Raw genomic sequence first — 23,229 nt, 5'->3', positions numbered from 1 at the left:
GGCTGCCTGGTGTGTCGGTGAGTGTGAATGGTGTGCGCCATTCGGCCGAGGGGGCTTATCCGAAGGAGGAACCGGAATTGAATTTCAAAGACAAACGCTACATCGTGCTTTTCCTGGCCCCTACGGTCATCCTGCTGTTTACATTTCTGCTTTATCCGTTAATCCAGTCGATCTACTACAGCTTTACCGACTGGTACAATTTCTCGAACAAGAAAACGTTTATCGGACTGGCGAATTACGATGAGCTGATCCATGACCCCGTCGTTCGGATCGCGCTGCGCAACACGTTGATTTTGACATTGGGCGCCATCGTTCTGCAAGCCGGAGGAGGACTCGCGCTCGCGTTGCTGACGGATAGCATCAAGCGCGGATTCAAATTTTTCCGAACCGTTTACTTTTTCCCGATTGTCATTTCCGGAACCGCCATCGGTCTCATGTTCTCGATTATTTACAATTACGACTATGGCTTGCTGAACGCGATCATGCGAACTCTCGGATTGCCGGAGCAAGTGTGGCTAACAGAGCATAGCGCGATCTATCTCGTGCTCATTCCGATTTTGTGGCAATATGTCGGCTTCTACTTCGTCATTTTCTTAACCGGCATGTCGAAAATTCCCGAGGACATCTACGAATCGGCTCAACTGGACGGGATCACCGGGTTTCAAAAAGCGTTCAAAATCACAATCCCGCTCCTTCGCGATGTTATCGCTTCATGTCTGACGCTCGCGACGGCCGGCGCCTTAAAAGTGTTCGATGTCGTGTACATCGTGACGAAAGGCGGCCCTATGAACGCCAGCGAACTGCTGAGCACGTATATGTACGACAAGGCGTTTAACGGCCAGAACGGCGGTTACGCCAGCACAATCGTCATCTCGATGATGCTGCTTGGAGTCGTCATTACGATCGTGCTCAACAAACTCGTGAAGAAAGATACGATCAGCTATTGATCGGGAGGTGAAAGGATGTCAACCGCTACGGTAAAAGTCGGACAGAAGGCGGGGGCCGGCACTTATGCGTCCAAGACGCTGACGTACGTGTTGCTCATCGCATGGGCTTGCACGACGATTATTCCGCTGCTGTGGGTGCTGCTGAACAGCTTCAAGTCGTCCGAGGAAATTTTGACGAATGCTTTCGGATTGCCGGACAGTTACAAGTTTGATAATTATGTAAAGTTGAACGAATACGGGAACATCAATATTTTGCGCGGTTTCGCGAACAGCTTGATCATCTCGGGTTCGGTCGTTATCGGCGTAGCATTCGTGGCAGGACTCGCAGCGTTCGTGCTGTCCCGATTCCAGTTCCGGGGCAAAGGCGTCTTTAACGTATTGTTCGTCGTCTGTATGCTGCTGCCGCAGTTCGCCGTCATTATCCCGAACTTTATTATCATTAAAGAATTGCACCTGAACGGCACATACTTATCGGTTATTTTGCCGCTCATCGCGGGGAACTTGAGCTTCGCGACGATTATGCTAACGGGCTTCATGGCATCATTGCCGGCAGAGCTTGAAGAAGCTGCAGTTGTCGACGGAGCGAGCATTCTGAAGATTTATTACAGAATACTTCTTCCGCTTTGCGTTCCAATTTTCGCTACAGTGTCCATTATGATTTTCCTGTGGTCGTACAACGAATTGCTTATGCCGCTCGTGTACTTGCCGGTTCGCGACATGCAGCCGATCTCGGTGTTGCTCTCGCTCGTCTCGAATGCTTACGGCACGGACTATGGCGCTATGATGGCTGCAATCGCTATTTCAATCGCTCCGTTGCTCGTTCTTTATATGTTATCGCAAGAAACTGTCATTAAAGGCTTGACTGCAGGTGCGGTCAAAGGTTAAATCGCTTGGGGGAAAGCATCGTGTCCAACGCATTGCAAATTATCGTCATTGCCGCACATCCTGATGAAGCTGAGATTTACGCCGGAGGTACGGCCGCGCTATATGCCGAACTCGGCCATAACGTCAAATTCGTCTCGCTGACGAACGGGGATTGCGGGCATTATCGCTTACAGGGAACGGAATTGGTCGAGCTCAGAACGCAGGAAGCTTACGAAGCGGCTCGCAGACTCGGCGTGAAAGAATATACGATTCTGGACGTACCGGACGGTCAGTTGGCATCGACGCACGAGCTGCGTTCGGAGGTTATCCGTATGGTGCGCAACTGGAAGGCGGATGTGGTCATTACGTTCCATCCGGACGGACCTGGACACGTCGACAATCGCGGTGCGGGCAAAATCGTTCGCGACGCTGCGGATTTCATCGCGATGGTGCCGAACGCGGTGCCGGATGCGCCGCACTTGACGAAGTCTCCGGTATTCTTGCTTATGCCGGACTACGCGAAACGCAACACCTATCGTCCTGACGTCGTCATCGGCATCGATGAGACAATCGAGAAGAAGCTGCTCGGCTGCGATGCTCACGTTTCGCAATTTTACGAATTTGCCCCGTGGCAACGCGGGTTGCTTGACCTTGTCCCGGAGGGCTGGGATAATAAACGTTCGTATATTTTGGAACATTGGAGTCGCTTTATCGACGTTTCTTCAGAGATGTTGCCGACACTCGCGGCGGATTACGGCGCGGAACGCGCAGCGTCGATTCGTTTCGCTGAGCCATTCGAGGTGGCGGACTACGGCAGAATGCCGAACGAAGATGAAAGAAGAAAGCTGTTCCCGATGCTCTATCGTTAATCCAATTACAAGAGGAATGACGAGAAATCCCCTGCCGAGACGGCGGGGGATTTCGGTCGCTATAGAATCGAGGTACGAATATGAGGAATTCAAGATTATTCGGCGCAAGCCTCAGCGTCACGCAATGGTTTATATTCATGACGGCGAGTGCGGTTGCGCTGCCTATCGTGATCGGACACGCGTTCCATCTTGGTCAGGACGAGATCGCGTCGCTCATGCAGAGGACGTTTTTTGTCGTCGGACTGAGCACGATGCTGCAAGTGGCGCTCGGACATCGGTTTCCGGTGATCGACGGTCCTGCTGGATCGTGGGTGAGCGTGTTTGTCATGATGGCGACGATGGCAGCGCAGACTGGGCAGGATGCAAGAGAGGCGCTGCAATTGCTGCAAGGCGGTATGCTTCTTGCCGGAGCGTTGTTGTTTGTGCTTGGTGCGACAGGGCTATTTTTCAAGTTGTTGAAGCTGTTTACGCCGCTGGTTACGCATACATTCTTGTTCGTACTGAGCTTGCAATTAAGCGGCGTTTTCCTGAAAGGAATGCTTGGTCTCGGCGGTAAAGAGGCGGCGGGTGTTAATTATGTCGGTTCCCTTATTGCCGTCGGTGTCTTCGTCGGCGTCGTAGCGCTTACGCTTAAAGGCAAAGGGTGGATGCGCAATTATGCGGTGCTGTTCGGCATCGTTGTCGGCTGGACGCTGCACGCACTCGTGGGCGGAGGGAGTGACGAGGGTTCAAGCGCCTCAAGTGTGATCGGCGACTGGATCAGTTTGCCCGACCTGTTTGCGTGGGGGGCGCCTCGCATAAATGCGGGAATGGCCATTACGGCGACGCTGTTCACGCTTATTCTCGTCTCCAATCTCATCGCGGCGATAACCTCGGCGCAGATGACGGTTCCAAGGCCGGACGGAGAGAAACCGAACGACTACAATTTGGGCAGCATGATCGGGGGGATTTCGCACGGTCTTGCCTCTGTTTTCTCCGCGATCGGCGTCGTGCCGCTTCCCGTCACGGCAGCGTTCATCCGTATGACCGGACAGAAGCGTCGTAAGCCTTTATTTATTGCGTGCCTGGTACTTACCGGTTTATCGCTGGCCCCTGCGATCGTTCATGAGCTTGCTATGCTGCCGACATCCGTCGCCAGCGCCGTATCGCTCGCAACCTTCGTTCAAATGACAACGAATTCGTTCCAATCGTTAACCCTTGCAGCGAACGACCAACGTAAAGCGACAATACTCGGTATCGGATTACTTATCGGCGTCGGATTTACATTGGCTTCGGCATCGATGCCGGCGGGCGTCCCCGTCGCGATGCAATATTTGCTTGGCAATGGCTTGCTTGCGACGACGCTTGTCGTGATGGCGCTGGAGAGACTGTGGCGATCGGAGCTAGCAGGGGCGATGCCGAAGGTTGGCTTGTCGGGTCGCCGGCAAGGGGAGAGAGAGGCTTAATATTTGCGAATGCGACGCCGTCCGAGGGGATGGCGTCGTTTTTTCTTTCGATCTCCTGAGAGACTGAATCTGTCCCCAAATCGTTCAAATGTTGGAGGGGGTGGATTTGGTATAATGGTGAAGTCAAAGAGAAAGCAAAATCGAAGTTTACATAACAATAGTTATGTAAACCAATTGGAGAATGCATAATGATTAATGCCATTAATGAAATAGCGATCATTGAAAACGAGGCGTTTGAGTTTGTTCGCCAATTCTACGAGGAGACCGGACGACCGTCGAATGAGATGCAATCTCGGTTAGCCGCCGTTGAAGCTTCGCTCAGAGAAACGGGGACGTATTCGCATACGGTCGATGAGCTTGCTTTCGGCGCGCGAGTCGCTTGGCGTAACAATGCTCGTTGCATCGGACGGCTGTTCTGGGAATCGCTCGAGGTGATCGATTGCCGCTCCGTTCGAACGGAAGATAGGATAGCCGAAGCTTTGTTCAACCATATCGCCTTCGCGACGAACGAGGGGAGAATACGTCCGACGATTACGGTGTTTGCGCCTGATTCGGCTGAAGACGAAGAGGGCATGATTCGGATCTGGAATCATCAGCTCGTACGTTATGCAGGTTATCGGACGGCCGAGGGCGAAATCCTTGGCGATCCTGCGTCGGTTGATTTCACGGAACAGTGTCTTCGCCTTGGCTGGGAAGGCAAAGGCACGAAGTATGATGTATTACCGCTTGTTATCCAGATCGGGAACAGACAACCTCGCCTTTACGAATTACCGTCGCATCTTGTAAAAGAAGTATCGCTCGTTCACCCGGACAACTCCGCGTTCGACGAACTGGGTCTGCGCTGGTATGCCGTTCCGATCCTGTCCGACATGGCACTTGAGATCGGTGGCCTTCGTTATACGGCCGCGCCGTTTAACGGATGGTACATGGGCACAGAAATCGGGGCCCGCAACTTGTCTGACGTCAATCGTTACGATGAACTTCCCCGGGTTGCGGACGCATTTGGATTCGATCGTTCCACGAACGCAAGCTTGTGGAAAGATCGGTCGCTTGTCGAATTGAATGCGGCCGTCATTCATTCGTTCAAGGCAAACGGCGTCAGCATTGTCGATCATCATACGGCGGCAGAGCAATTTATGCGGTTCGCGAAACGCGAACAGGATAACGGAAGGGAAGTGAACGCCCGCTGGTCCTGGCTCATCCCGCCGATGTCTCCGGCGGCGACGCCGGTCTGGCATCAGGAGAATTTGCGGGAAGGGCGCGTCCGACCGGATTTTGTCGCGCAACAACGGCCTTATTAAAGAGAGGAGATGACTCATGGCAATCGTTCAACTTACTATCGTTCCGCTCGGCACGGGTACGCCAAGCGTCGGCGAATATGTTGCTTCCGTTCACCGTGTGCTGGAACAAGCGTCAGATCGCGTGAAGTTTCAGTTGACGCCGATGAGCACGATTATCGAAGGGGAGCTCGACGAATTGCTCGCCCTTGTACGCCGTATGCACGAAGTGCCGTTCGAGCACGGCGCGCTGCGCGTATCAACGACGTTGACGATCGATGATAGAAGGGATAAAGTCGGAACGATGGAGCAGAAAATGCTTTCTGTCGAAAGCAAGCTGAAGCACGAGGGGAATTAATCGTCAATCGCCGCGAGAGGGAGATGACCATGCAAATCAAAATCGGAGTTATCGGCACGGAAGCGGTCGTGGGCCGTGTGTTGAGAGTGCTCAAGTCTTTCCCTACGTTCTTGCCAGTGCCGCGCATCGCCGATCGGGAGAGCGATGTGCTTCGCGCAGCTGAAGAGCTTGGCGCCGAAGCTGAAGTGCTGCTCTTGTCAGGTCCGCACTCCCATCGGGCAGTCAAGCACGGTGCGACGCTGACGGTTCCCGTGCATTACGTGCCTCTGACGGGTGCCGGCTTATACAAGGCGTTGTTCAGCGTATTCCGCTCTGGGCGTCTTAACGCCGGGATCTCGGTCGATTCCTTAACGAAAGCGATGGTCGCAAGAACATTGACCGACCTCGGACTTGAACATACAAGAGTTGTCGTTTACGACGGCCCGGCTTACGCCGCAGCGGACAAGCTAGTCACTTTTCATCGGCAACTGGCCGAATCAGGCCATTGCTCGATCGCGCTGACTGGCGTGGAACAGGCGGCGGAACAGCTCGAACGGTTGGCGATTCCGAACGAATGGATCGTTCCATCGGACCAGGACATCATCGTTACGCTCGAGCGGGCGCTGCTGTCGACGGAGTCCCGCCGGGGCAAGGAATCGCAGATTGTCGTTGGGATGATCAACGTAGACGACTTCGGCAAGCTCGCGATGCGGAGGACGAACGAGCACGAAGTGCAGAAGCTGAAGCTGGATATTCACCGCATGGTGCTCGATTACGTCGAGTCGCTGGACGGATATTTGACGTCGCTGGGCGGGGACGAATATTTGTTTTTTACGACGCGGGGGATTTTCGAGCGGGAGACCGGCGGATACAAGACGATACCGCTGGCGAAAGACGCGAATAAGTCATATGGTTTATCGCTGAGCGTAGGCATCGGCTTCGGTACATCTGCTAACGACGCTGGGACGAACGCGAGAAGCGCGTTGCGCAAAGCGAAGGAAGCCGGCGGCAACGCGTGTTACATCGTGCGCGAGGATGCGACGTTGATCGGACCGCTTGAGATGGCCGACCCTGTGCAAGCGATTTTGTCGCCGACGGATGCTGCGCTGATCAAGAAAGCGGAAGATGCCGGCATGACTAGCGCGTATTTAAGCAAGCTGCTGCACCATATGGCGCGGTTCCACAAGTACGAGTACAAAGTGCATGAACTCGCGGCGATGCTGAACATCACTGTCCGGAGTGCGCACCGGCTGTTGCTCATGTGGATCGACGGCGGGCTCGTGGATATCGCGGGGTACGAGAAGGTGCCCAAAGGGCGGCCGCGTCAAATTTATCGTTTTACGTTTTTGATGGATAAGTCACTTTAGCTTTTTATTCCTTGATATAAAGACGACATAAAGACCTGTCTTTTAATCTCTCTCGGTCGTATGCTTAGTCTGAGCATGACGATGAAGGGAGCAGATTTATGAAAACGGTCGAACAATTGGAAGCGAAGCTGGCGCAGCCGAACGAGGCTTTAATTCAAGATTTGGCGAAGGTAGACGGCGATATCGTCCTTCTGGGCGTTGGGGGTAAAATGGGTCCGAGCTTAGCGAGACTCGCGATGAACGCGATTCGCGAAGGGGGATTAAACAAGAAGGTGATCGGCGTCTCCCGATTTTCTAACGCGGAAGCGCGGCAGGAGCTCGAAGAGGCGGGCGTGCAGACGATTTCGTGCGAATTGCTTGATGACGAGGCGCTTCGTGCCCTGCCTAATGCCGAGAACGTCATTTATATGGCGGGCAACAAATTCGGTACGACGGGGCGCGAACATTTTACGTGGGCGATGAACGCATACTTGCCGGGCCGCGTAGCGGAAAAGTACAAGGACTCGCGCATCGTCGTATTCTCTTCGGGTAACATTTATCCATTTATGCCTGTGGCTAGCGGCGGCGCGACGGAGAAAGTTGCGCCGGAACCGCTCGGGGAATACGCGCAGTCGACGCTGGGTCGCGAACGGATATTCGAATATCATTCGCACAAAAACGGAACGCCGATGGTCATGTATCGTCTGAACTATGCAATCGACATGCGGTACGGCGTGCTGCTCGAGTTGGCGAGAGCGATTAACGAAGGCCGCGAGATCAATCTGGCGATGGGATTCGCGAACGTCATCTGGCAAGGCGATGCAAATGCAATGGCGCTGCGCTGCCTGAGACATGCGAGCTCGCCTCCGAACATCGTCAACATTACCGGCCCCGAGACGTTGTCGATCCGCTGGGCTGGAAGCGAAATGGCCGCGAGGATCGGCAAGGAAGCACTGTTCGTCGGTGCAGAGTCCGAGACGGCATTGCTGAATAATGCGTCAAAGTCGCATCAACTGTTCGGGTATCCGCAAGTGTCGCTGCTGCAAATGATCGACTGGACGGCGGAATGGGTTCTCGCAGGCGGCGCGACTTGGAATAAGCCGACTCACTTTCAAGAGAGAAAGGGGAAGTTCTAAATGACCGCAACCCGGAAGACGTTATCCCCTTCGCTCATGGAGGCGCTTCAAGACGGCTTGGTCATCCCTGCGCATCCACTCGCCTTGAACGAGAACCGCAAACTAGATCCGATCAGCCAGAGGGCGCTCACTCGGTATTATATTGCCTCCGGTGCCGGCGGCATCGCGGTCGGCGTCCATTCGACCCAGTTCGAGATCCGCGATCCACAGCACAATCTGTTTGAGACGGTGCTCGCAATGGCGGCCGAAGAAGTCGCTCGCGCACAAATTGACCGGCCGTTTATTCAAGTCGCCGGCATTTGCGGGCCGACAGAACAAGCACTCCGTGAAGTGGACGTTGCGATTAAACACGGCTACGATGTGGCGCTGCTCAGTATGGGCGGTCTGAAAGATTGGACGGAGGCGGATTTGCTGGAGCGCACGCGGCAAGTGGCGGCGCGTATGCCGGTCATCGGATTTTATTTGCAGCCGTCTGTAGGCGGACGTATTTTCACCTATGAGTTCTGGCAGGAATTCGCTGAGATCCCGAACGTCGTCGCGATCAAGATGGCACCGTTTAACCGTTATCAGACGCTGGACGTCGCCCGCGCGGTCTGTTATTCGTCCCGCCGCGATGAAATCGCGCTGTATACAGGCAACGACGACAACATCGTCTCCGATCTGCTGACGACGTTCCGTTTTGACGCAGACGGAACACGCGTGGAGAAAAAAATCGTCGGCGGATTGCTCGGTCATTGGGCGGTCTGGACACGTAAAGCGGTCGAACTGATGGAAGAAATTAAATCCGTCCGCGATAGCGAGACGATTGCGCGGGAATGGATGACGCGTGCAATTCAAGTGACAGATACGAACGCAACTTTCTTTGATCCGGCGCATCACTTCGAAGGCTGCATTCCGGGCATTCACGAGGTGTTAAGACGTCAAGGATTGATGAAGGGGACTTGGTGCCTGAATCCGGACGAAAAATTATCTCCCGGCCAGGCTGAGGAAATTGACCGCGTCTATGCGCAATATCCACATCTGAACGACGACGATTTTGTGGCGGCAGGATTGTCCGAATGGCTGGCGGCGAAGTGACATGCGATTCAAAGATGTGTTCTCGATCATCGGTCCAAGCATGATCGGCCCGTCGAGCTCGCATACAGCGGGAGCCGTCCGTCTCGGACGTACAGCCAGACAGGTACTCGGTGTCGCGCCGTTCGAAGCGAATATTCATCTGTACGGCTCGTTCGCCGATACGTACAAGGGGCACGGAACCGATCTGGCACTCGTCGCGGGGCTGCTTGATTTCGACACGGACGACGTCAGGATCCGCGATGCCATTCAGTCAGCGGATTCAGCCGACGTTAAAGTCCGGTTCTATCCTGAAAGGCTGCCGGTCGCCCATCCGAACACAGTGTCGATCGTTTTGAGTCGGGAAACGGAGGGCGTTCGCGTGACAGGCCGTTCGATCGGAGGGGGCAACATTGAAATCATCGGTGTCGATCGTTTTGATGTAAAATTTACTGCGAACTATCCGACGCTTCTTATATTTCACGGCGACAGGGCAGGAATGATCGCGGAAGTGACGGACGTGCTTATGCGAGCTGGCGTGAATATTAGCCATATGGAGGTCGACCGCGAATCGCGCAATGGCGATGCTTTGACGGTTATTGAGTGCGATCAGCGTGTTCCCCTGAAAGAGCTTGACCGCATCAGCACGCTGCCCGACGTGGCTAAAGTCCGCGTAATTGACTTATCGGGAACGTTAAGTACGGTGGGTGTGGAAGCAAATTGCGAAACCTGCCCTGGAGGGGAGGGTAGACGATGAGATTTTCCAGCTTGAAGCAATTGGCTCTCTTGTGCGAGCAAGAAGGCATGACAATCGGCCGGGTGATGGTTGCCGAACAAGCGAACGAAACCGGTCAAAGCGAGGATCAGATCGTCGCGCAGATGGCTTCCTACTACGAGGTCATGAAAGAAGCGGTTCGCAAAGGGCTAAGCGGCGACACGAAGTCTCGCAGCGGACTGACCGGCGGCGATGCGAGGCTCGTTCGAGAGAGCGCGTTATCCGGCGTTCGACCGCCTTCTCTCGGCAACGAAGCAAGCGCGGCGCTTGCTTATGCGCTTGCCGTCTCCGAAGTGAACGCTTCAATGGGGCGGGTCATTGCCACGCCGACTGCAGGTTCGTGTGGCATTATCCCCGGCGTGTTCGTCAGTTCGCAAGAGCGGTTCGGCTGGGACGATTCGCTAATGATCGAAGGTTTGTTCGCGGCCGGCGCGATCGGTTACGTCATTGCCAACAATTCGTTCGTGTCCGGCGCCGAAGGCGGCTGCCAGGCGGAAGTCGGGTCAGCGATCGGCATGGCGGCTGGCGCGCTAACCGAAATGCGAGGCGGAACGCCTGAACAGGCGATGCACGCCGTCGGTCTTGCGCTGAAAAACTCCCTCGGCCTGATCTGCGACCCCGTCGCCGGTCTCGTCGAAATTCCGTGTATAGTGCGTAACGGTTTTGGTGCGGTAACGGCGCTGGCTGCAGCGGATATGGCACTTGCAGGCGTTCGCAGCGCAATTCCGTCAGACGAAGTGATCGGCGTCATGTTGGAAGTAGGGTCGGCCATGCCGGAGAAACATCGTGAAACGGCGAAGGGCGGTTTGGCACAAACACCGACGGGGCGCAAAATCATGAAGGAACTGTACGGAAAGGAGAGAGACAAGTGACCGACCACGATCATGCGGATTTGCTAATGCTTGCTCAGGCGCGGTCTACGCAGTGGATCGATTTTCGAAGGGAACTGCATCGCTATCCTGAGCTGAGCTTCGCGGAAAGCGAAACAGCGACTCGCGTGAAGGGGCGACTGAACGAGCTAGGTGTGACTTATCGTTCGAATGTTGGCGGATATGGCATTGTCGCGGATATGCCCGGTTATGCTCCGGGGCCGATGATTGCATTACGCGCGGACATGGACGCGCTGCCGATTCAGGAAGATACGGATTTGCCGTTCGCTTCGGAGCGACCCGGCGTTATGCATGCCTGCGGGCATGACGCGCACACGACGATACTGCTCGGCGCGGCCGAATTGTTGGCTGGCCGTCGGTATCGCGGGACGATCAGGCTTTTGTTCCAGGCGGCGGAAGAAGTGAATGCAGGCGCGAAGGCGTTGATCGCGGAAGGGGCGCTCGAAGGCGTCGATGAAATTTACGGGCTGCACAATTTACCCACACTTGCGGCAGGTAGGGTCGCGACCCGCGTCGGTCCAATGATGGGATCAGTTGATCGGATTGACATTTCGCTTGAAGGAAGGGGAGCGCACGGAGCCATTCCCGACCAAGGCATTGATCCGATCGTTTGTGCGGCGGCGATCATTCAGTCGCTCCAAAGCATCGTCAGCCGCGAAGTGTCGCCGTTCGCACCCGTTGTCGTCACGATCGGGAGCATTCATGCAGGCGAAGCGAACAATGTCATTCCACAAACTTGCGAGATGACTGGAACGATACGTTCTTTTTCGCCTGATGTACACGCGAAACTTCCGGAGGCAGTTGAACGTATCGTGAACGCAATCGCGGAAGCACACCGCTGCCGAGCGACGATCAACTATACCCGACAAGTTCCCGTGTTGTCGAACCCCGAAGTAAACGTTCGGTATGTCGATGACGCCATTGACGCGCTAATCGGGAGCGACCATCGGATCGTCGCGCCGCCGACGCTCGCGGGTGAAGATTTCTCGATGTATCTCGAGACGGTGCCGGGTTGCTTCTTCTGGCTTGGCTCCGGACCTGCAGCCGAGGCGGAACATGCTTACGGGTTGCATCATCCGAAGTTTACGCTGAACGAGGACTGCATTCCTCTTGGTTCGGCGCTGTTGGCGGAAATTGCGCTGAGAAGATTACAATAATGGAGCCCGATCCGGGTCTGAGTTGCCTGAGCGGTCTTCCCTCACTCGAATAGACAGCAATTCTAAAGACAGCTGAAAGCCGACACCTCCGGGTGCCGGCTTTTTTTATTGCTTCGGGTACTCGAGCCCCGTCAATGCACCGGGACATCTTTATGATGCAACAGGAATTGCTTGCCGTATTCCCCGTGCGGGTGGATCGTGGCATGCTCCGTCTGGATGGTCGAATGCGTGATGCCGTATTGCGTCTGGAGCGTCTCATTAATGGCCAGAATGACGCAAAACGGCTGAATGTCGGCCTTGATGAACACGTGGGCAGTCAGTGAATAATGATCCGTGGATACGGCCCATAGATGCATTTCGTGAACATCCTCGACCCCAGCTACTGCGGCGATAGCGCTGCGGATTTCGTCGAGATTGAATTGAGCCGGCACCGATTCCATCAGGATGAGGTACGACTCGCGAATGATTTGGCCCCCCCGATAAAAATGATGGCGCCGATCACCATGCTGATAAGCGGGTCGAACAGGCGTAGTCCGGTAAAGTAAATGAGCGTCGCGGAGACGATAACCCCGATCGAACTGAGCAAATCGCCGATAAAATGCCAGAGTGCGCTTTGCACGTTCAAGTTGTTCTCTGCTTTCATGCTGCGGCTGAGAATGACGGTTAGAACGATGTTGACGACAAGGCCAATGCTTGAGATGACGATCATGGTCTGAAAATGAATGTTCTCCGGCTGTACGATTCGCTTGATCCCCTCGATGAAGATGCCGATTGAGATAACTGCCAAGGCAAGACCGTTCAGAAGCGATGCGATGATCTCGAACCGCAAGTACCCGAACGTAAAACGGGCATTCGGTTGCCGGGAGGCTAAATAAATAGCTGTCATGCTGAGGCCGAGCGCGAGAACGTCGGAAATCATATGGGCCGAGTCCGACAGCAGCGCCAACGAGTTGGACGTGATGCCGCCGATGATTTCGACAACGGTGAAAAACAACGTCAAGACGAGAGTAATCCACAACGTTTTTCGCGATGTTGTTTGTTCTTTGACGTGGTGAAGATGATGATAGTCGTACATGTGGAATCACTCTTTCTGTTGATATTGATTATTAAATTATAATTATTATAATTTACAACCTTTTGTTAACATTATACGCCAATCCGCGTTTTCTTGTAAATGAATCCGCATGTCAGGCATCGATGTCGATTTCATCACTGTGTCATCGACGACCGTCGCACTCGAAAATGGGCGACACTCGTTTAATGTGGTTAAATAATAGAGATTACATAACTATAATTATGTAATTTTCTTAAATCGGTTGATTTCACATCTGGCCAAAATGTCGACAATCGGCCGAGCAGCTTGCTATAATGGCACATAAAAAATGAACAAGGTGGTTGAAGCGATGGAATGGCCATTGTCGTTTCCAAGCAGAGTAAACTTCTCGCTGCATTCGCTTAAGAACAGGATGATTGCCGTTCTGCTGCTCAGCGCTCTGATTCCGCTTATGTTAAGCGGCGGCATTTCTTATTTCTCCATTACATCGATTCTGGAAAATAAAATTCAAAGCGGGGTACACAGCAACTTAAAGCAAGTGCAAATTTCATTGACGAATACGCTTTCCAATCTGGATCACGTGTCCCAGCAGCTTGCCTTTAACGGCACGGTCGGCCGCGATCTGGCCAAGTTTCTCGAGTCCGACGACATACTCGTCAGAAACCAGCTCGGCAAAGATGTCCAGAATAACGTTAACCTGATTCGGTTTACTAATCCCGAGCTCGGTTATATGTTCTACTACTTCGCGGATACAGGGAAATATGTGTTCCCGGAGCCGATGGTGGCCGACAAGTTTCTTCCGGACAATAATCCGAAGCTGCTGCATCGGGGCGAACTGACCTATTACGGCCCGCACAAGTCCGTTTTGTCTCGTTTCATCGATCGTACAGTGTTGTCTGTAACTCGCAAGGTGGATGTCCCCGGGTACGGAAATCTGTACGTTTATATCGAAACGGGATTCCAACTAACAGAGAATGTACTGGAAGCGGATAAATCTGCGATGAATACGACACACCTGCTGGTCGACGAACACAGTCGGGTTGCTTACAGCGAAGATACCAAGCAATTTCCGATCGGAAGCAAGTATGCCCCTACACGTTACCGTGAAGGGATCTATGAAAGTCAAGGCAATTTGCTCTTCGAGCAGAACCATGACCAGAGGTGGAAAATCGTCGCCGTTATCCCGAAGAAAAACTACAACAGCGAGAAAAACTTGTGGATTCGCCAGTTCGCCATGTTCACTTGCCTATCCATCGTTATCGCGCTTGTGTTCGCATGGGCGATCTGGCGAACGGTGCGCAGGCCGCTTGTCCGCTTTAACAACGAGATCAGGCAAGTGCATGACAGCAATTTTCACTCTCCGCTCAAAATGACGAAAATTATCGAGTTTGATTTCTTGCTGCGTAAGTTCCAACTGATGAGACAGCAAATCTGGGAATTGCTGCAGCAAGTAAAGGAGAAAGAGAAACGGAAAACCGAGATGGAAGTCGAGAAGCTTCTGTTTCAGATTAACCCGCATTTCATTCATAACACACTCGATACGATTCGCTGGCTTGCGCGCTCCAAAGGAATGAAAGAGATCGACAGCCTCATCTCCGCCTTGAACCGGGTGCTCTATTACAATATGGGCAAAGGCGGATCATCGACGATCCGGGAAGAGATCGCAGCTTTGAAAGATTACGTCGAACTGCAGCGTATCCGCTACGCATTCGCGTTTACGGTTAACATTCATGCAAGCGATGAAGTGCTTAGCTTGCCGATCCCCAGGTTTATTTTGCAGCCGCTCGTGGAAAATTGCTTGTATCATGGGTTGAAGGACGAGGGTCGGATTGAAGTGCATATCGACACGTTGGACGGTCGTTACGCCATCATTCGGGTGCAGGATAACGGGGCGGGGATGAAGGAAGAGGAGATCAAACAATTGCTGGAAAACCAGTCCCGTGAGCGACGCAAAGTCGGGATGGGGATTGGACTGTATTATGTGAACCGGATGATCCGTACGCAGTACGGCGATGACGCGAGCTTCGATATTCGCAGCCAGCCAGGGGAAGGTACAACGATGTTCATCAAAATCCCGCTTGAGCACAAGGGTAAAATGGAGGAATGACACGATGATCAAAGTGCTGGTTGTCGATGACGATACGTTGGCGCGACGCGGTATAATCGCCGAAATGCCGTGGGGGGCATTCGGCATGACGGTTGTCGGCGAGGCAAGCAACGGCGAACGGGCCCTGGAATTTCTTCAACATACGGAAGTTGATTTACTGATGACGGACTTGGCGATGCCGGTTATGTCCGGGCTCGATTTAATGCGACAGGCGCAGCGGCTCTATCCGAAAATGTGGTTCGTTGTGCTGACGTTCCATCAGGATTTCGAACTCATTCAGGAAGCGCTTCGTCTCGGGGCGATCGATTATATCGCCAAGACACAAATTGAGGATGCGCAGATGGAGGAAGTGTTGGGAAGAATCAGTGAGCGCATTCTGCGCATCCAGGACGTTGTCCGTCCGGCTGCCGTTTCTGGGTCGCTCGAGCAAGGCGATACAGTAGATGCGATGATCGTATTTATCGCAACTAATGGGCGGGCCGATCTCGCTCCGCTGTGGCAGTGTGTGTTCATGCAAGGGAAAGCGCCGCAGGAAATCAGCCTCGGTATGTGGGCCGTCCCGATGGAACGGGAGATGATGAATGGGGCTGTGGAGGCGATGACAAGAGAACTGGTCGAGAGAGGTTTGGATCGCCAAGTAATGGTTCTTCACCTTTACGGCGTTCGAGGTGCAAACCGCGATCAGTTGCGCAAGCGATTGATGCAATATAAAGAGCGAGCGTTGTTTTACGAGCATAAAGCCGGGATTTTCTATTATACTTACGCCGCCGATCAACTGCCTGCCGAGTATCCGGGTTGGAGCGACGAAGAGTTACGGGCCTATCGCAATGACTGGTCTTCGCTGCAATGGATCGTTCGCATCGACCTATTCGAGGAACTGTTGCAGGAAATCGGCAGAGCGCGACCATCCGTAGCGCAGCTCGAAAGTTTGTTCTATACGGCAAGAATGAACTGGCAACGCATCGCACGGTCGGAAGTATGGGCCGAGCAAGGGATGCCGGGCATCGACTCGTACTGGACGGAATGGGCCGACTGGCTGAACGCCATGCGCGAGAAGCTGCGGGACATCGTGCTAAAGTCCGCCTATTCGAAGGAAATTACGACCAGCATTATGTCGGCCGTCGACTTGATTAACCGAAATTTGGACGCGGACATTCGGCATAGCGAACTGGCGATGGAAGCGAATATGAGCAAAGGCTACTTCAGCCAATGCTTTAAGGACATTATCGGACAAACGTTCCAAGACTACATTCGCGATGCGAGAATCGCCAACGCCAGACTGCTGCTTGCAGAAACCGAACAACCGATTTACCGAGTGGCGGAGCAGTGCGGGTATCCGAACGAAAAATATTTCAGCCGCGTGTTTCGCGAACGAATGGGCATGCTCCCGAGCGAATACCGGCAAAATAAGATCAAGGTATAATTTGTTTCGCAAGAAGGTACACTTTTTCACACTCCAATGCGCCGACGGCAATAAATGCGTGTATTTATGTCCCAATCGCATGAACGCAGCGTCTCCCGGGCGCTGCCTTTTTTATTTTACGATAACAACTGTAAACAACAAACATACGAGCAGAAGGGGATGGAAGCATGAAAAGCAAGAACAAGAAGATCGGATTGCTGATGTTGGCATGTTCGCTCGCATTTGTATCCGCTTGCAACAGCAACAGCGACAACAAAGGTTCATCGGGCAGCCCGTCGGCCGACAATTCGTCGACAGCGCAGCCATCAAGCTCCGCTTCGGAAGCGGCGGAAACGTTCGACCCGTTCGGAAAATACGCCGACCCGATCACGATGACGATCGGGAAAGGCGTGCCGGCGGACGACAAAACGCTGCCTGAAGGCGACACGGTGGACAACAATCAATTCACGCGTTATTTCGAGGAAAAGCTGAATTTGAAATTCAAAGCGGCATGGGTGGCGGCTCTGGGAGACGCTTACGATCAGAAGATGGCGCTGTCCATCTCCAGCGACGATCTGCCCGATGCGATGGTCGTGTCCGAGCGCGAACTGAAAACGATGGTGAAAGCCGGACAGCTTGAAGATCTGTCGACGGTATATGAGCAATATGCGTCTCCGGAACTGAAGAAGGCGTACGAAGCGACGAACGGCAAAGCGTTCGACACTGCAACTTTCGACGGCAAACTGATGGCACTGCCGAATCTCAATGTCGATGAAGATCCGATCAGATTGTTGTGGATACGCCAAGATTGGCTCGATAAGCTCGGCTTGAAACCTCCGCAAACGGTTGACGAACTGGCGGCGATTGCCAAGGCATTCATCGAGAAGGATCCGGATGGCAATGGTAAGCCGGATACGTTCGGCTTGCTGGGAGATTCGGACAATACATTCGGACCGATATACTCTGCGTATCAGGCTTATCCCGGTATGTGGATGAAAGACGCCGAGGGCAAGGTGATCTACGGGACGACGGCTCCGCAGATGAAAGAAGCGCTTGCCAAGCTGAGAGACATGTATGCGCAAGGTTTGCTGGACAAGGAGTATGCGATTCGCAAAGACACGTGGGAACTCATCAATGGCGGGCGGGCCGGGATGTTTCTGTTCGCGGGATGGTCGTCAGGGTGGGCGCTGTACGATTCGTTCAAGAACAACCCGAAATCGGTATGGAAAGCCTACGCGCTTCCGCTTGACGGTTCAGGCCAGTACAATGCGACTCAAGGACCGGTTAGTTCGCAGTATTTCGTTGTGAAGAAAGGTTATGCGCATCCGGAAGCGCTTGTGAAGTATTTGAACCTGTACTCGAATGTCGAGAACGATGCCGAGGCGATGGCTAAGTTGATTAATGGTGTCAATGCTGCCTACTTCCCGCTGCGCGCCACATTCGTGGAACCGCATATCGTGACCAACCGGCTGCAAGCGGTCCAGCAAGCGCTTGACGGCAAGATCCAGCCAGATCAACTGAGACTCGATCAGAAAGATGTTTACGATAAAGTCGTCGCGAATAATGCGGATCCGGGCAAGGACCCAGGGAGCTGGATGTACTCCACTTCTTATATGGTCGGCGGCGGAGCGTTGCAATCGCCGATGAACAAAGTGTCGGGCGTGTTCTATTCGCAGACGAAATCAATGGAACTGAAATGGCCAGCGCTTAAAAAGATGGAAGTTGAGATGATTACCCAAATCATCATGGGCAGAAAACCGCTCGATTCGTTCGACACTTTCGTTGCCGACTGGAAGAAGAGCGGCGGCGATCAGATTATTCAGGAAATCGAAGAGCAATTGAAGAAATAAGCGGGTTCGGGCGTTCGTCAACAGCGTATTGCGACGAACGCCCGTTCTTCGGAAAGAGCAGGTGAACAGCTCCATGAGAAATCGGCGATTTCAACTACACTATCACATAATGATGTTTCCCGGCATTGTGGTGCTGAGCATCTTCAGCATCATTCCTGTGCTTGGCGGCGTCATCGCCTTTCAGGACTTTAACCCGGGGCGCGGTTTTTTTCATTCCGAATGGGTCGGCCTCGACAACTTTCGTTATCTGTTGGAGCTTCGCGACAGCCGGACGATTTTCTTTAATACCATCTTTATTGCGGTAATGAAAATGATCGCTCACTTAGTTGTGCCGCTCATCTTCGCGCTGATGCTCCATGAACTGGTCTTCAGCAGGTTGAAGCGGTGGATTCAGACGATCATCTATTTGCCGCATTTTCTGTCCTGGGTCATTTTGTCGGGGATCGTCGCGCAATTGCTGTCTTCGGAGGGGCCGGTTAATCAACTGGTCGAAGCATTGGGCGGCCAATCGATCATGTTTCTTGGCGACAACCGCTGGTTTCCCTATGTCATCGTAGCCAGCGACAGTTGGAAAGAATTCGGCTTCGAAACGATTATTTACTTGGCGGCGCTAACCGGGATCAACCCGGATTTGTATGAGGCAGCCGAGGTCGACGGCGCAAGCCGGTGGCGGAAACTTTACCATGTGACACTCCCCGGCATCGTTACGACGGTTGTGTTGCTGGCCACGCTTAGTCTCGGCAACATTCTTAACGCCGGTTTCGATCAAATTTTTAACCTGTACAACCCGCTTGTGTATGAATCCGGTGATATTATCGACACCTACGTATACCGCGTTGGGCTTCTAAATATTCAATACGGGCTTGGGACAGCGGTCGGACTGATGAAATCGGTCGTATCGTTCGTCTTGATCGTCATTTCTTACTGGATGGCTTCCCGGTTTGCTAACTATCGGATTTTTTGACGGGAAGGGAGAAAGAGCAATGCACGCCATGAGCGAGAAGACACGAAAGTTGACGATGACGGACTATTTGCTTGCAGCCTTGCTTGTGTTGATTACGCTCGTTTGCGTAGCGCCGATCTTGCATACGGTTGCGATATCGCTCAGCGACAAATCGGCGGTGGAAGGCGGCAAAGTGCTGTTTGTGCCAGTTGATTTTACGTGGGACGCTTATATGAAAATGTTGGACGACGCCAAGTTTTTTCGCGCGTTCGGCGTTTCGGTTGAACGGGTTGCGCTTGGGGCGGGGCTTCAGTTTATTCTGACCGTGCTGATGGCTTACCCAATGTCGATGAGTACACGCGAGTTCGCTGGCCGGAATGTATATATGTGGTTCATCGTATTTACGATGCTGTTCGGCGGCGGTTTGATTCCGTGGTACCTGGTGATCAAATCGCTCGGCCTGCTCAATTCGATCTGGGCGTTGGTCATTCCGAGTGCGGTACCGGTCTTTAATGTCATTCTTGTCATGAACTTCATGCGTAATCTTCCCAAGGAGCTGAAGGAGGCCTCTTATATCGACGGGGCGGGTCCTTGGCAATTATTGCTTCGCATCTATATTCCAGTTGCCGTTCCGGCGCTCGCAACCGTCACATTATTCAGCATCGTGGCGCACTGGAACGACTTTTTCCAAGGGCTTATTCTGATGAGCAGACCCGAAAACTATCCGCTGCAGACGTACATTCAGCAACTGGTCGTACAACTCGACCTGAACGAGACCGATTCCGAGACGCTCGCGCAAGCGGCGAAGCTCTCGAACAAGTCGCTGAATGCGGCAAAAATATTTGTCACGATCATTCCGGTACTCCTTGTGTATCCGTTCTTGCAACGGTATTTCATTCACGGCATTACGCTTGGGTCTGTGAAAGAGTAACGAGAGTCCCCGTACAAAAAGGAAGTGTTTCAGCTTGAAGAGCATAAAAGTAGCGTGGAAAAATGGTTCAGAAGCGGGCCGCGTTGAAATTTGGAGCGGAAGTCTGGTTGATTGCCGAGTGGTGGCGGGAGGTGGGATTGCAGAGGGGGATTGTTGGCGTGATCAGGGTGAAGGGGCGCTGGCTTTGCTGTTGGATGTAGCGCTTCTCCCGGCGTCCGGCAAAGGGAAAACGCTTGTCAGCATCGCCGATTGCCCGAATCCGTTCAGTTTCTTCGCGGAGGATGTTCATGCAGCGTATCCCATCTATATTCCCGACTATGAAGTTGCGGTTACGACTGCGGATGATCCTCGTTCCTATGAGGAGATTAGCATCGATATCGGGCAGAGAGGTTTGCGAACGAACTTGCAGAAGCTCGCTGAGGAACCGGAGGAATCGTTCGAGGCTGCAAGCGCCGCGACGAAAGACCAGCCATGCCCGATCTGGCAAGGGGTGAGCAGAGATACGCGGATTTTCGAATCTCAAGTGCGCGGCAGGCCGAGCAACAACTTCTGGAATCCGCCTGCAGGCGGCTCGGCGTTGCAATGGGATTGGGTTCAGCCGCGTCGGCATAGCAAAGAAGCGGGTTTGTCGGAGAGTGACGGCCAGCCGGTTCGCTACTATTATATGGTTGGCCGGGGGATGGGCTGCACGGACGGGATCGTCCGCAAGCTGGAAGATGACGCGCTGCCGATTCTCCATACGACGATAACGGATGACGAGATTGTTTATACGGCGGTATCGTTCGTATCTTATGAGGTTCGTTCGCTTGTACCCGGCAACGTAGACGGGACGCACTATTTGCTTGCCGACGGAGACGGATTCGGTCATATGTTTACGGAGTCCCAAACTCGAGAGCGGGAAAACCTGCTGCAGGGCGAAAAGATCGCTCCTGAGACAACGGTATACTACTGCCGGATTACGGCTACCAATACCGGCTCGGTTCCGCGATACGCCTGGTTCAAAAACCTGATTCCCAATACCGGTGCCATTCCTTACTCGTTCGACGGGATCGACGGATTCTCACAGTATGGAGACGACCGCGTGTTCTGCGTATCGAAGCTGAACGGCCGGCCGCTCTATGCGGAAGAGACGGCTGAGTTGGTGATGCCCGGCGAGGAAGCCATCTTCGAGTTTTATTTGCCGCATGAGCCTGTCCCGCGCGAGCGGGCGTTGAATCTGATCGGGCAAAGTTTCGAAACGCGCCATACGGAGTGCCGCGCTTTCTGGGAAGGCAAGCTGTCCGTCGGAGCGCAAATCCGGCTGCCGGAGCCACGTATCGAGCAGATGCTGCGGGCGGGATTGCTGCACACGGATCTGATTTTTTACGGCAAAGAGCCTGAAGGTACGCTTGTTCCTGCTATCGGCATCTATACCGCAATCGGCTCGGAAAGCTCGCCGATCATCCAATTCATGAACGTAATGGGTTGGAGCGACACAGCAAAGCGGGGATTGCGTTTTTTCCTTGATAAGCAGCATGAGAACGGTTTTATACAAAATTTCGGCGGTTACATGTTGGAGACTGGTGCAGCGTTGTGGTGCATCGGGGAGTATTACCGCTATACGCGCGATGCGGACTGGATTCGCGAGATCAAGCCGAGGCTGATTCAAGCTTACGCCTTCCTGATGGACTGGCGGAAACGCAACGAAACGGAAAGCTTGCGAGGGCGGGGTTACGGCATGCTGGAGGGCAAGACGGCCGATCCGGAAGACCCGTTCCATTCCTTTATGCTGAGCGGATACGCGTATCTCGGATTGAGCCGACTGGCGGAAATGATGGGGGATATCGAAGCCGAACTGTCCGAGCAAATACGCGTTAACGCGAATGGGCTGAAGAGGGATATTCGCGTCGCCTTCGACGAAGCGGTTGCCCGTTCACCTGTCGTCCCGATCGGGGACGGCACATGGGTGCCGAGCGCGCCGCCTTGGTCGGAATATCGCGGACCGTTGTCGCTCTATGCCGAAGGCGGAAACTGGTATACGCACGGTTCGTTCCTCAGTCGCGATTCGATACTCGGGCCAATGCATCTGTTGTTCCATGAAGTGATCGATCCCCGCGAACGCGCTGCAGATTACCTTGTCCAGTACCATAACGAGCTGATGTACACGCGTAATGTAGCGTTCAGCCAACCTTACTACAGCATGCATCCATGGGCGCACTTGAAACGCGGCGAAGTGAAAGCGTTCCTGAAAGCTTATTACAATACGTTCGCCGGCTTGGCGGATCGGGAAACGTATACGTTCTGGGAGCATTACTATCAGGTAAGTCCACACAAGACGCACGAAGAAGGCTGGTTCCTGATGCAAACCCGCTGGATGCTGTATATGGAGGAAGGATCTACACTGAGGCTGCTGCCGGGCATTCCGCGCAAGTGGCTGGAGCAAGGGAAGCGGATTGAACTGCAAGACGTACACAGTTATTTCGGCAGCTTCACTTTGCGGGTAACGTCCGAAGTCGGGCGTCTGTCGGCGAGCATTGATTGCAGCCCGGAACGGGGACCTGCAACCGTTCTGCTGCGGCTTCCGCATCCCGACGGCAAACGGGCAATCCGCTTATCGGGTGGAGGCGCCTATTTGCCGGAAGAGGAGAGCGTGCGGCTGGATAACTTCGGCGGGCACGCTGAAATTGAGTTGCATTTTGAATGAATCTTTCCTGATCCTGATATTGAATGCATCGAAGAAAGGGAGAAACGGAGGATGACAGTTCTAAAGAAGGATATCGCAGATTATTTGGGGATTGATCGAGAGAATCCAGACGAAGCAATCCGATCCGGCGATCGCCTGTATTTTCGAATTTGCGTTTCATGCT

General features: G+C 53.5%; 18 protein-coding genes and 1 pseudogene. 18 read left to right on the top strand and 1 reads right to left on the bottom strand.

What is annotated here, in order from left to right; all coding sequences use genetic code 11:
- The first annotated feature begins 77 nt into the window (after window positions 1-77).
- The 12 genes from ACFPOF_RS26935 (at window position 78) to ACFPOF_RS26880 (ending at window position 12,096) form a co-directional block, all read left to right on the top strand.
- Window positions 78-947 carry a carbohydrate ABC transporter permease gene (locus ACFPOF_RS26935; RefSeq protein ID WP_378138459.1) on the top strand — a complete coding sequence of 290 codons (870 nt, stop codon included), beginning with the start codon at window positions 78-80 and terminating at the stop codon, window positions 945-947.
- Between the two features lie 15 nt (window positions 948-962).
- Entirely contained in the window at window positions 963-1,832 is an 870-nt protein-coding gene (locus tag ACFPOF_RS26930) for a carbohydrate ABC transporter permease (protein ID WP_378138458.1), read from the top strand.
- Window positions 1,833-1,852: 20 nt separating this feature from the next.
- Window positions 1,853-2,680: a PIG-L deacetylase family protein gene (locus tag ACFPOF_RS26925; protein WP_378138457.1), complete on the top strand. Its 828-nt coding sequence runs from the start codon at window positions 1,853-1,855 to the stop codon at window positions 2,678-2,680.
- Window positions 2,681-2,760: 80 nt separating this feature from the next.
- Complete coding sequence (locus tag ACFPOF_RS26920; protein WP_378138456.1) at window positions 2,761-4,125, top strand: purine/pyrimidine permease; 1,365 nt, start codon at window positions 2,761-2,763, stop codon at window positions 4,123-4,125.
- A gap of 188 nt (window positions 4,126-4,313) precedes the next feature.
- A complete protein-coding gene (locus ACFPOF_RS26915) occupies window positions 4,314-5,426 on the top strand; it encodes a nitric oxide synthase oxygenase (protein ID WP_378138455.1) in 1,113 nt (370 codons plus the stop codon).
- A gap of 16 nt (window positions 5,427-5,442) precedes the next feature.
- A complete protein-coding gene (locus ACFPOF_RS26910; RefSeq protein WP_378138454.1) occupies window positions 5,443-5,760 on the top strand; it encodes an MTH1187 family thiamine-binding protein in 318 nt (105 codons plus the stop codon).
- A 29-nt stretch (window positions 5,761-5,789) separates the two neighbouring features.
- Window positions 5,790-7,106, top strand: coding sequence for a GGDEF domain-containing protein (locus ACFPOF_RS26905; RefSeq protein WP_378138453.1), 1,317 nt, complete (start codon window positions 5,790-5,792; stop codon window positions 7,104-7,106).
- Window positions 7,107-7,204: 98 nt separating this feature from the next.
- Window positions 7,205-8,221: an NAD-dependent epimerase/dehydratase family protein gene (locus tag ACFPOF_RS26900; RefSeq protein ID WP_378138452.1), complete on the top strand. Its 1,017-nt coding sequence runs from the start codon at window positions 7,205-7,207 to the stop codon at window positions 8,219-8,221.
- Window positions 8,222-9,298: a dihydrodipicolinate synthase family protein gene (locus tag ACFPOF_RS26895; RefSeq protein ID WP_378138451.1), complete on the top strand. Its 1,077-nt coding sequence runs from the start codon at window positions 8,222-8,224 to the stop codon at window positions 9,296-9,298. It begins immediately after the preceding gene.
- 1 nt (window position 9,299) lies between these two features.
- Window positions 9,300-10,031: an L-serine ammonia-lyase, iron-sulfur-dependent subunit beta gene (gene sdaAB, locus ACFPOF_RS26890; protein ID WP_378138450.1), complete on the top strand. Its 732-nt coding sequence runs from the start codon at window positions 9,300-9,302 to the stop codon at window positions 10,029-10,031.
- Entirely contained in the window at window positions 10,028-10,921 is an 894-nt protein-coding gene (sdaAA, locus tag ACFPOF_RS26885; protein ID WP_378138449.1) for an L-serine ammonia-lyase, iron-sulfur-dependent, subunit alpha, read from the top strand. The genes sdaAB and sdaAA overlap by 4 nt, the downstream gene beginning before the upstream one ends.
- Entirely contained in the window at window positions 10,918-12,096 is a 1,179-nt protein-coding gene (locus tag ACFPOF_RS26880; RefSeq protein WP_378138448.1) for a M20 metallopeptidase family protein, read from the top strand. The genes sdaAA and ACFPOF_RS26880 overlap by 4 nt, the downstream gene beginning before the upstream one ends.
- 131 nt (window positions 12,097-12,227) lie before the next feature.
- Here the strand turns inward: ACFPOF_RS26880 and ACFPOF_RS26875 are convergent.
- A pseudogene (locus ACFPOF_RS26875) lies at window positions 12,228-13,171 on the bottom strand (cation diffusion facilitator family transporter).
- A 328-nt stretch (window positions 13,172-13,499) separates the two neighbouring features.
- On the opposite strand from ACFPOF_RS26875, the gene ACFPOF_RS26870 reads away from it, so the two are divergent.
- The 6 genes from ACFPOF_RS26870 (at window position 13,500) to ACFPOF_RS26845 (ending at window position 23,066) form a co-directional block, all read left to right on the top strand.
- Window positions 13,500-15,257 carry a sensor histidine kinase gene (locus ACFPOF_RS26870; RefSeq protein ID WP_378138447.1) on the top strand — a complete coding sequence of 586 codons (1,758 nt, stop codon included), beginning with the start codon at window positions 13,500-13,502 and terminating at the stop codon, window positions 15,255-15,257.
- 4 nt (window positions 15,258-15,261) lie between these two features.
- Entirely contained in the window at window positions 15,262-16,680 is a 1,419-nt protein-coding gene (locus ACFPOF_RS26865; RefSeq protein WP_378138446.1) for a helix-turn-helix domain-containing protein, read from the top strand.
- Window positions 16,681-16,847: 167 nt separating this feature from the next.
- Window positions 16,848-18,509, top strand: coding sequence for an extracellular solute-binding protein (locus tag ACFPOF_RS26860; protein WP_378138445.1), 1,662 nt, complete (start codon window positions 16,848-16,850; stop codon window positions 18,507-18,509).
- 73 nt (window positions 18,510-18,582) lie between these two features.
- A complete protein-coding gene (locus tag ACFPOF_RS26855) occupies window positions 18,583-19,473 on the top strand; it encodes an ABC transporter permease (protein WP_378138444.1) in 891 nt (296 codons plus the stop codon).
- Window positions 19,474-19,501: 28 nt separating this feature from the next.
- Window positions 19,502-20,383: a carbohydrate ABC transporter permease gene (locus tag ACFPOF_RS26850; protein ID WP_378138555.1), complete on the top strand. Its 882-nt coding sequence runs from the start codon at window positions 19,502-19,504 to the stop codon at window positions 20,381-20,383.
- A gap of 34 nt (window positions 20,384-20,417) precedes the next feature.
- Entirely contained in the window at window positions 20,418-23,066 is a 2,649-nt protein-coding gene (locus ACFPOF_RS26845) for a hypothetical protein (RefSeq protein WP_378138443.1), read from the top strand.
- Window positions 23,067-23,229 lie beyond the last annotated feature (163 nt).

The sequence above is a fragment of the Cohnella soli genome, assembly GCF_042655525.1.
Lineage (GTDB): Bacteria > Bacillota > Bacilli > Paenibacillales > Paenibacillaceae > Cohnella > Cohnella soli.
This window is presented reverse-complemented; position numbering and strand designations above follow the sequence as displayed.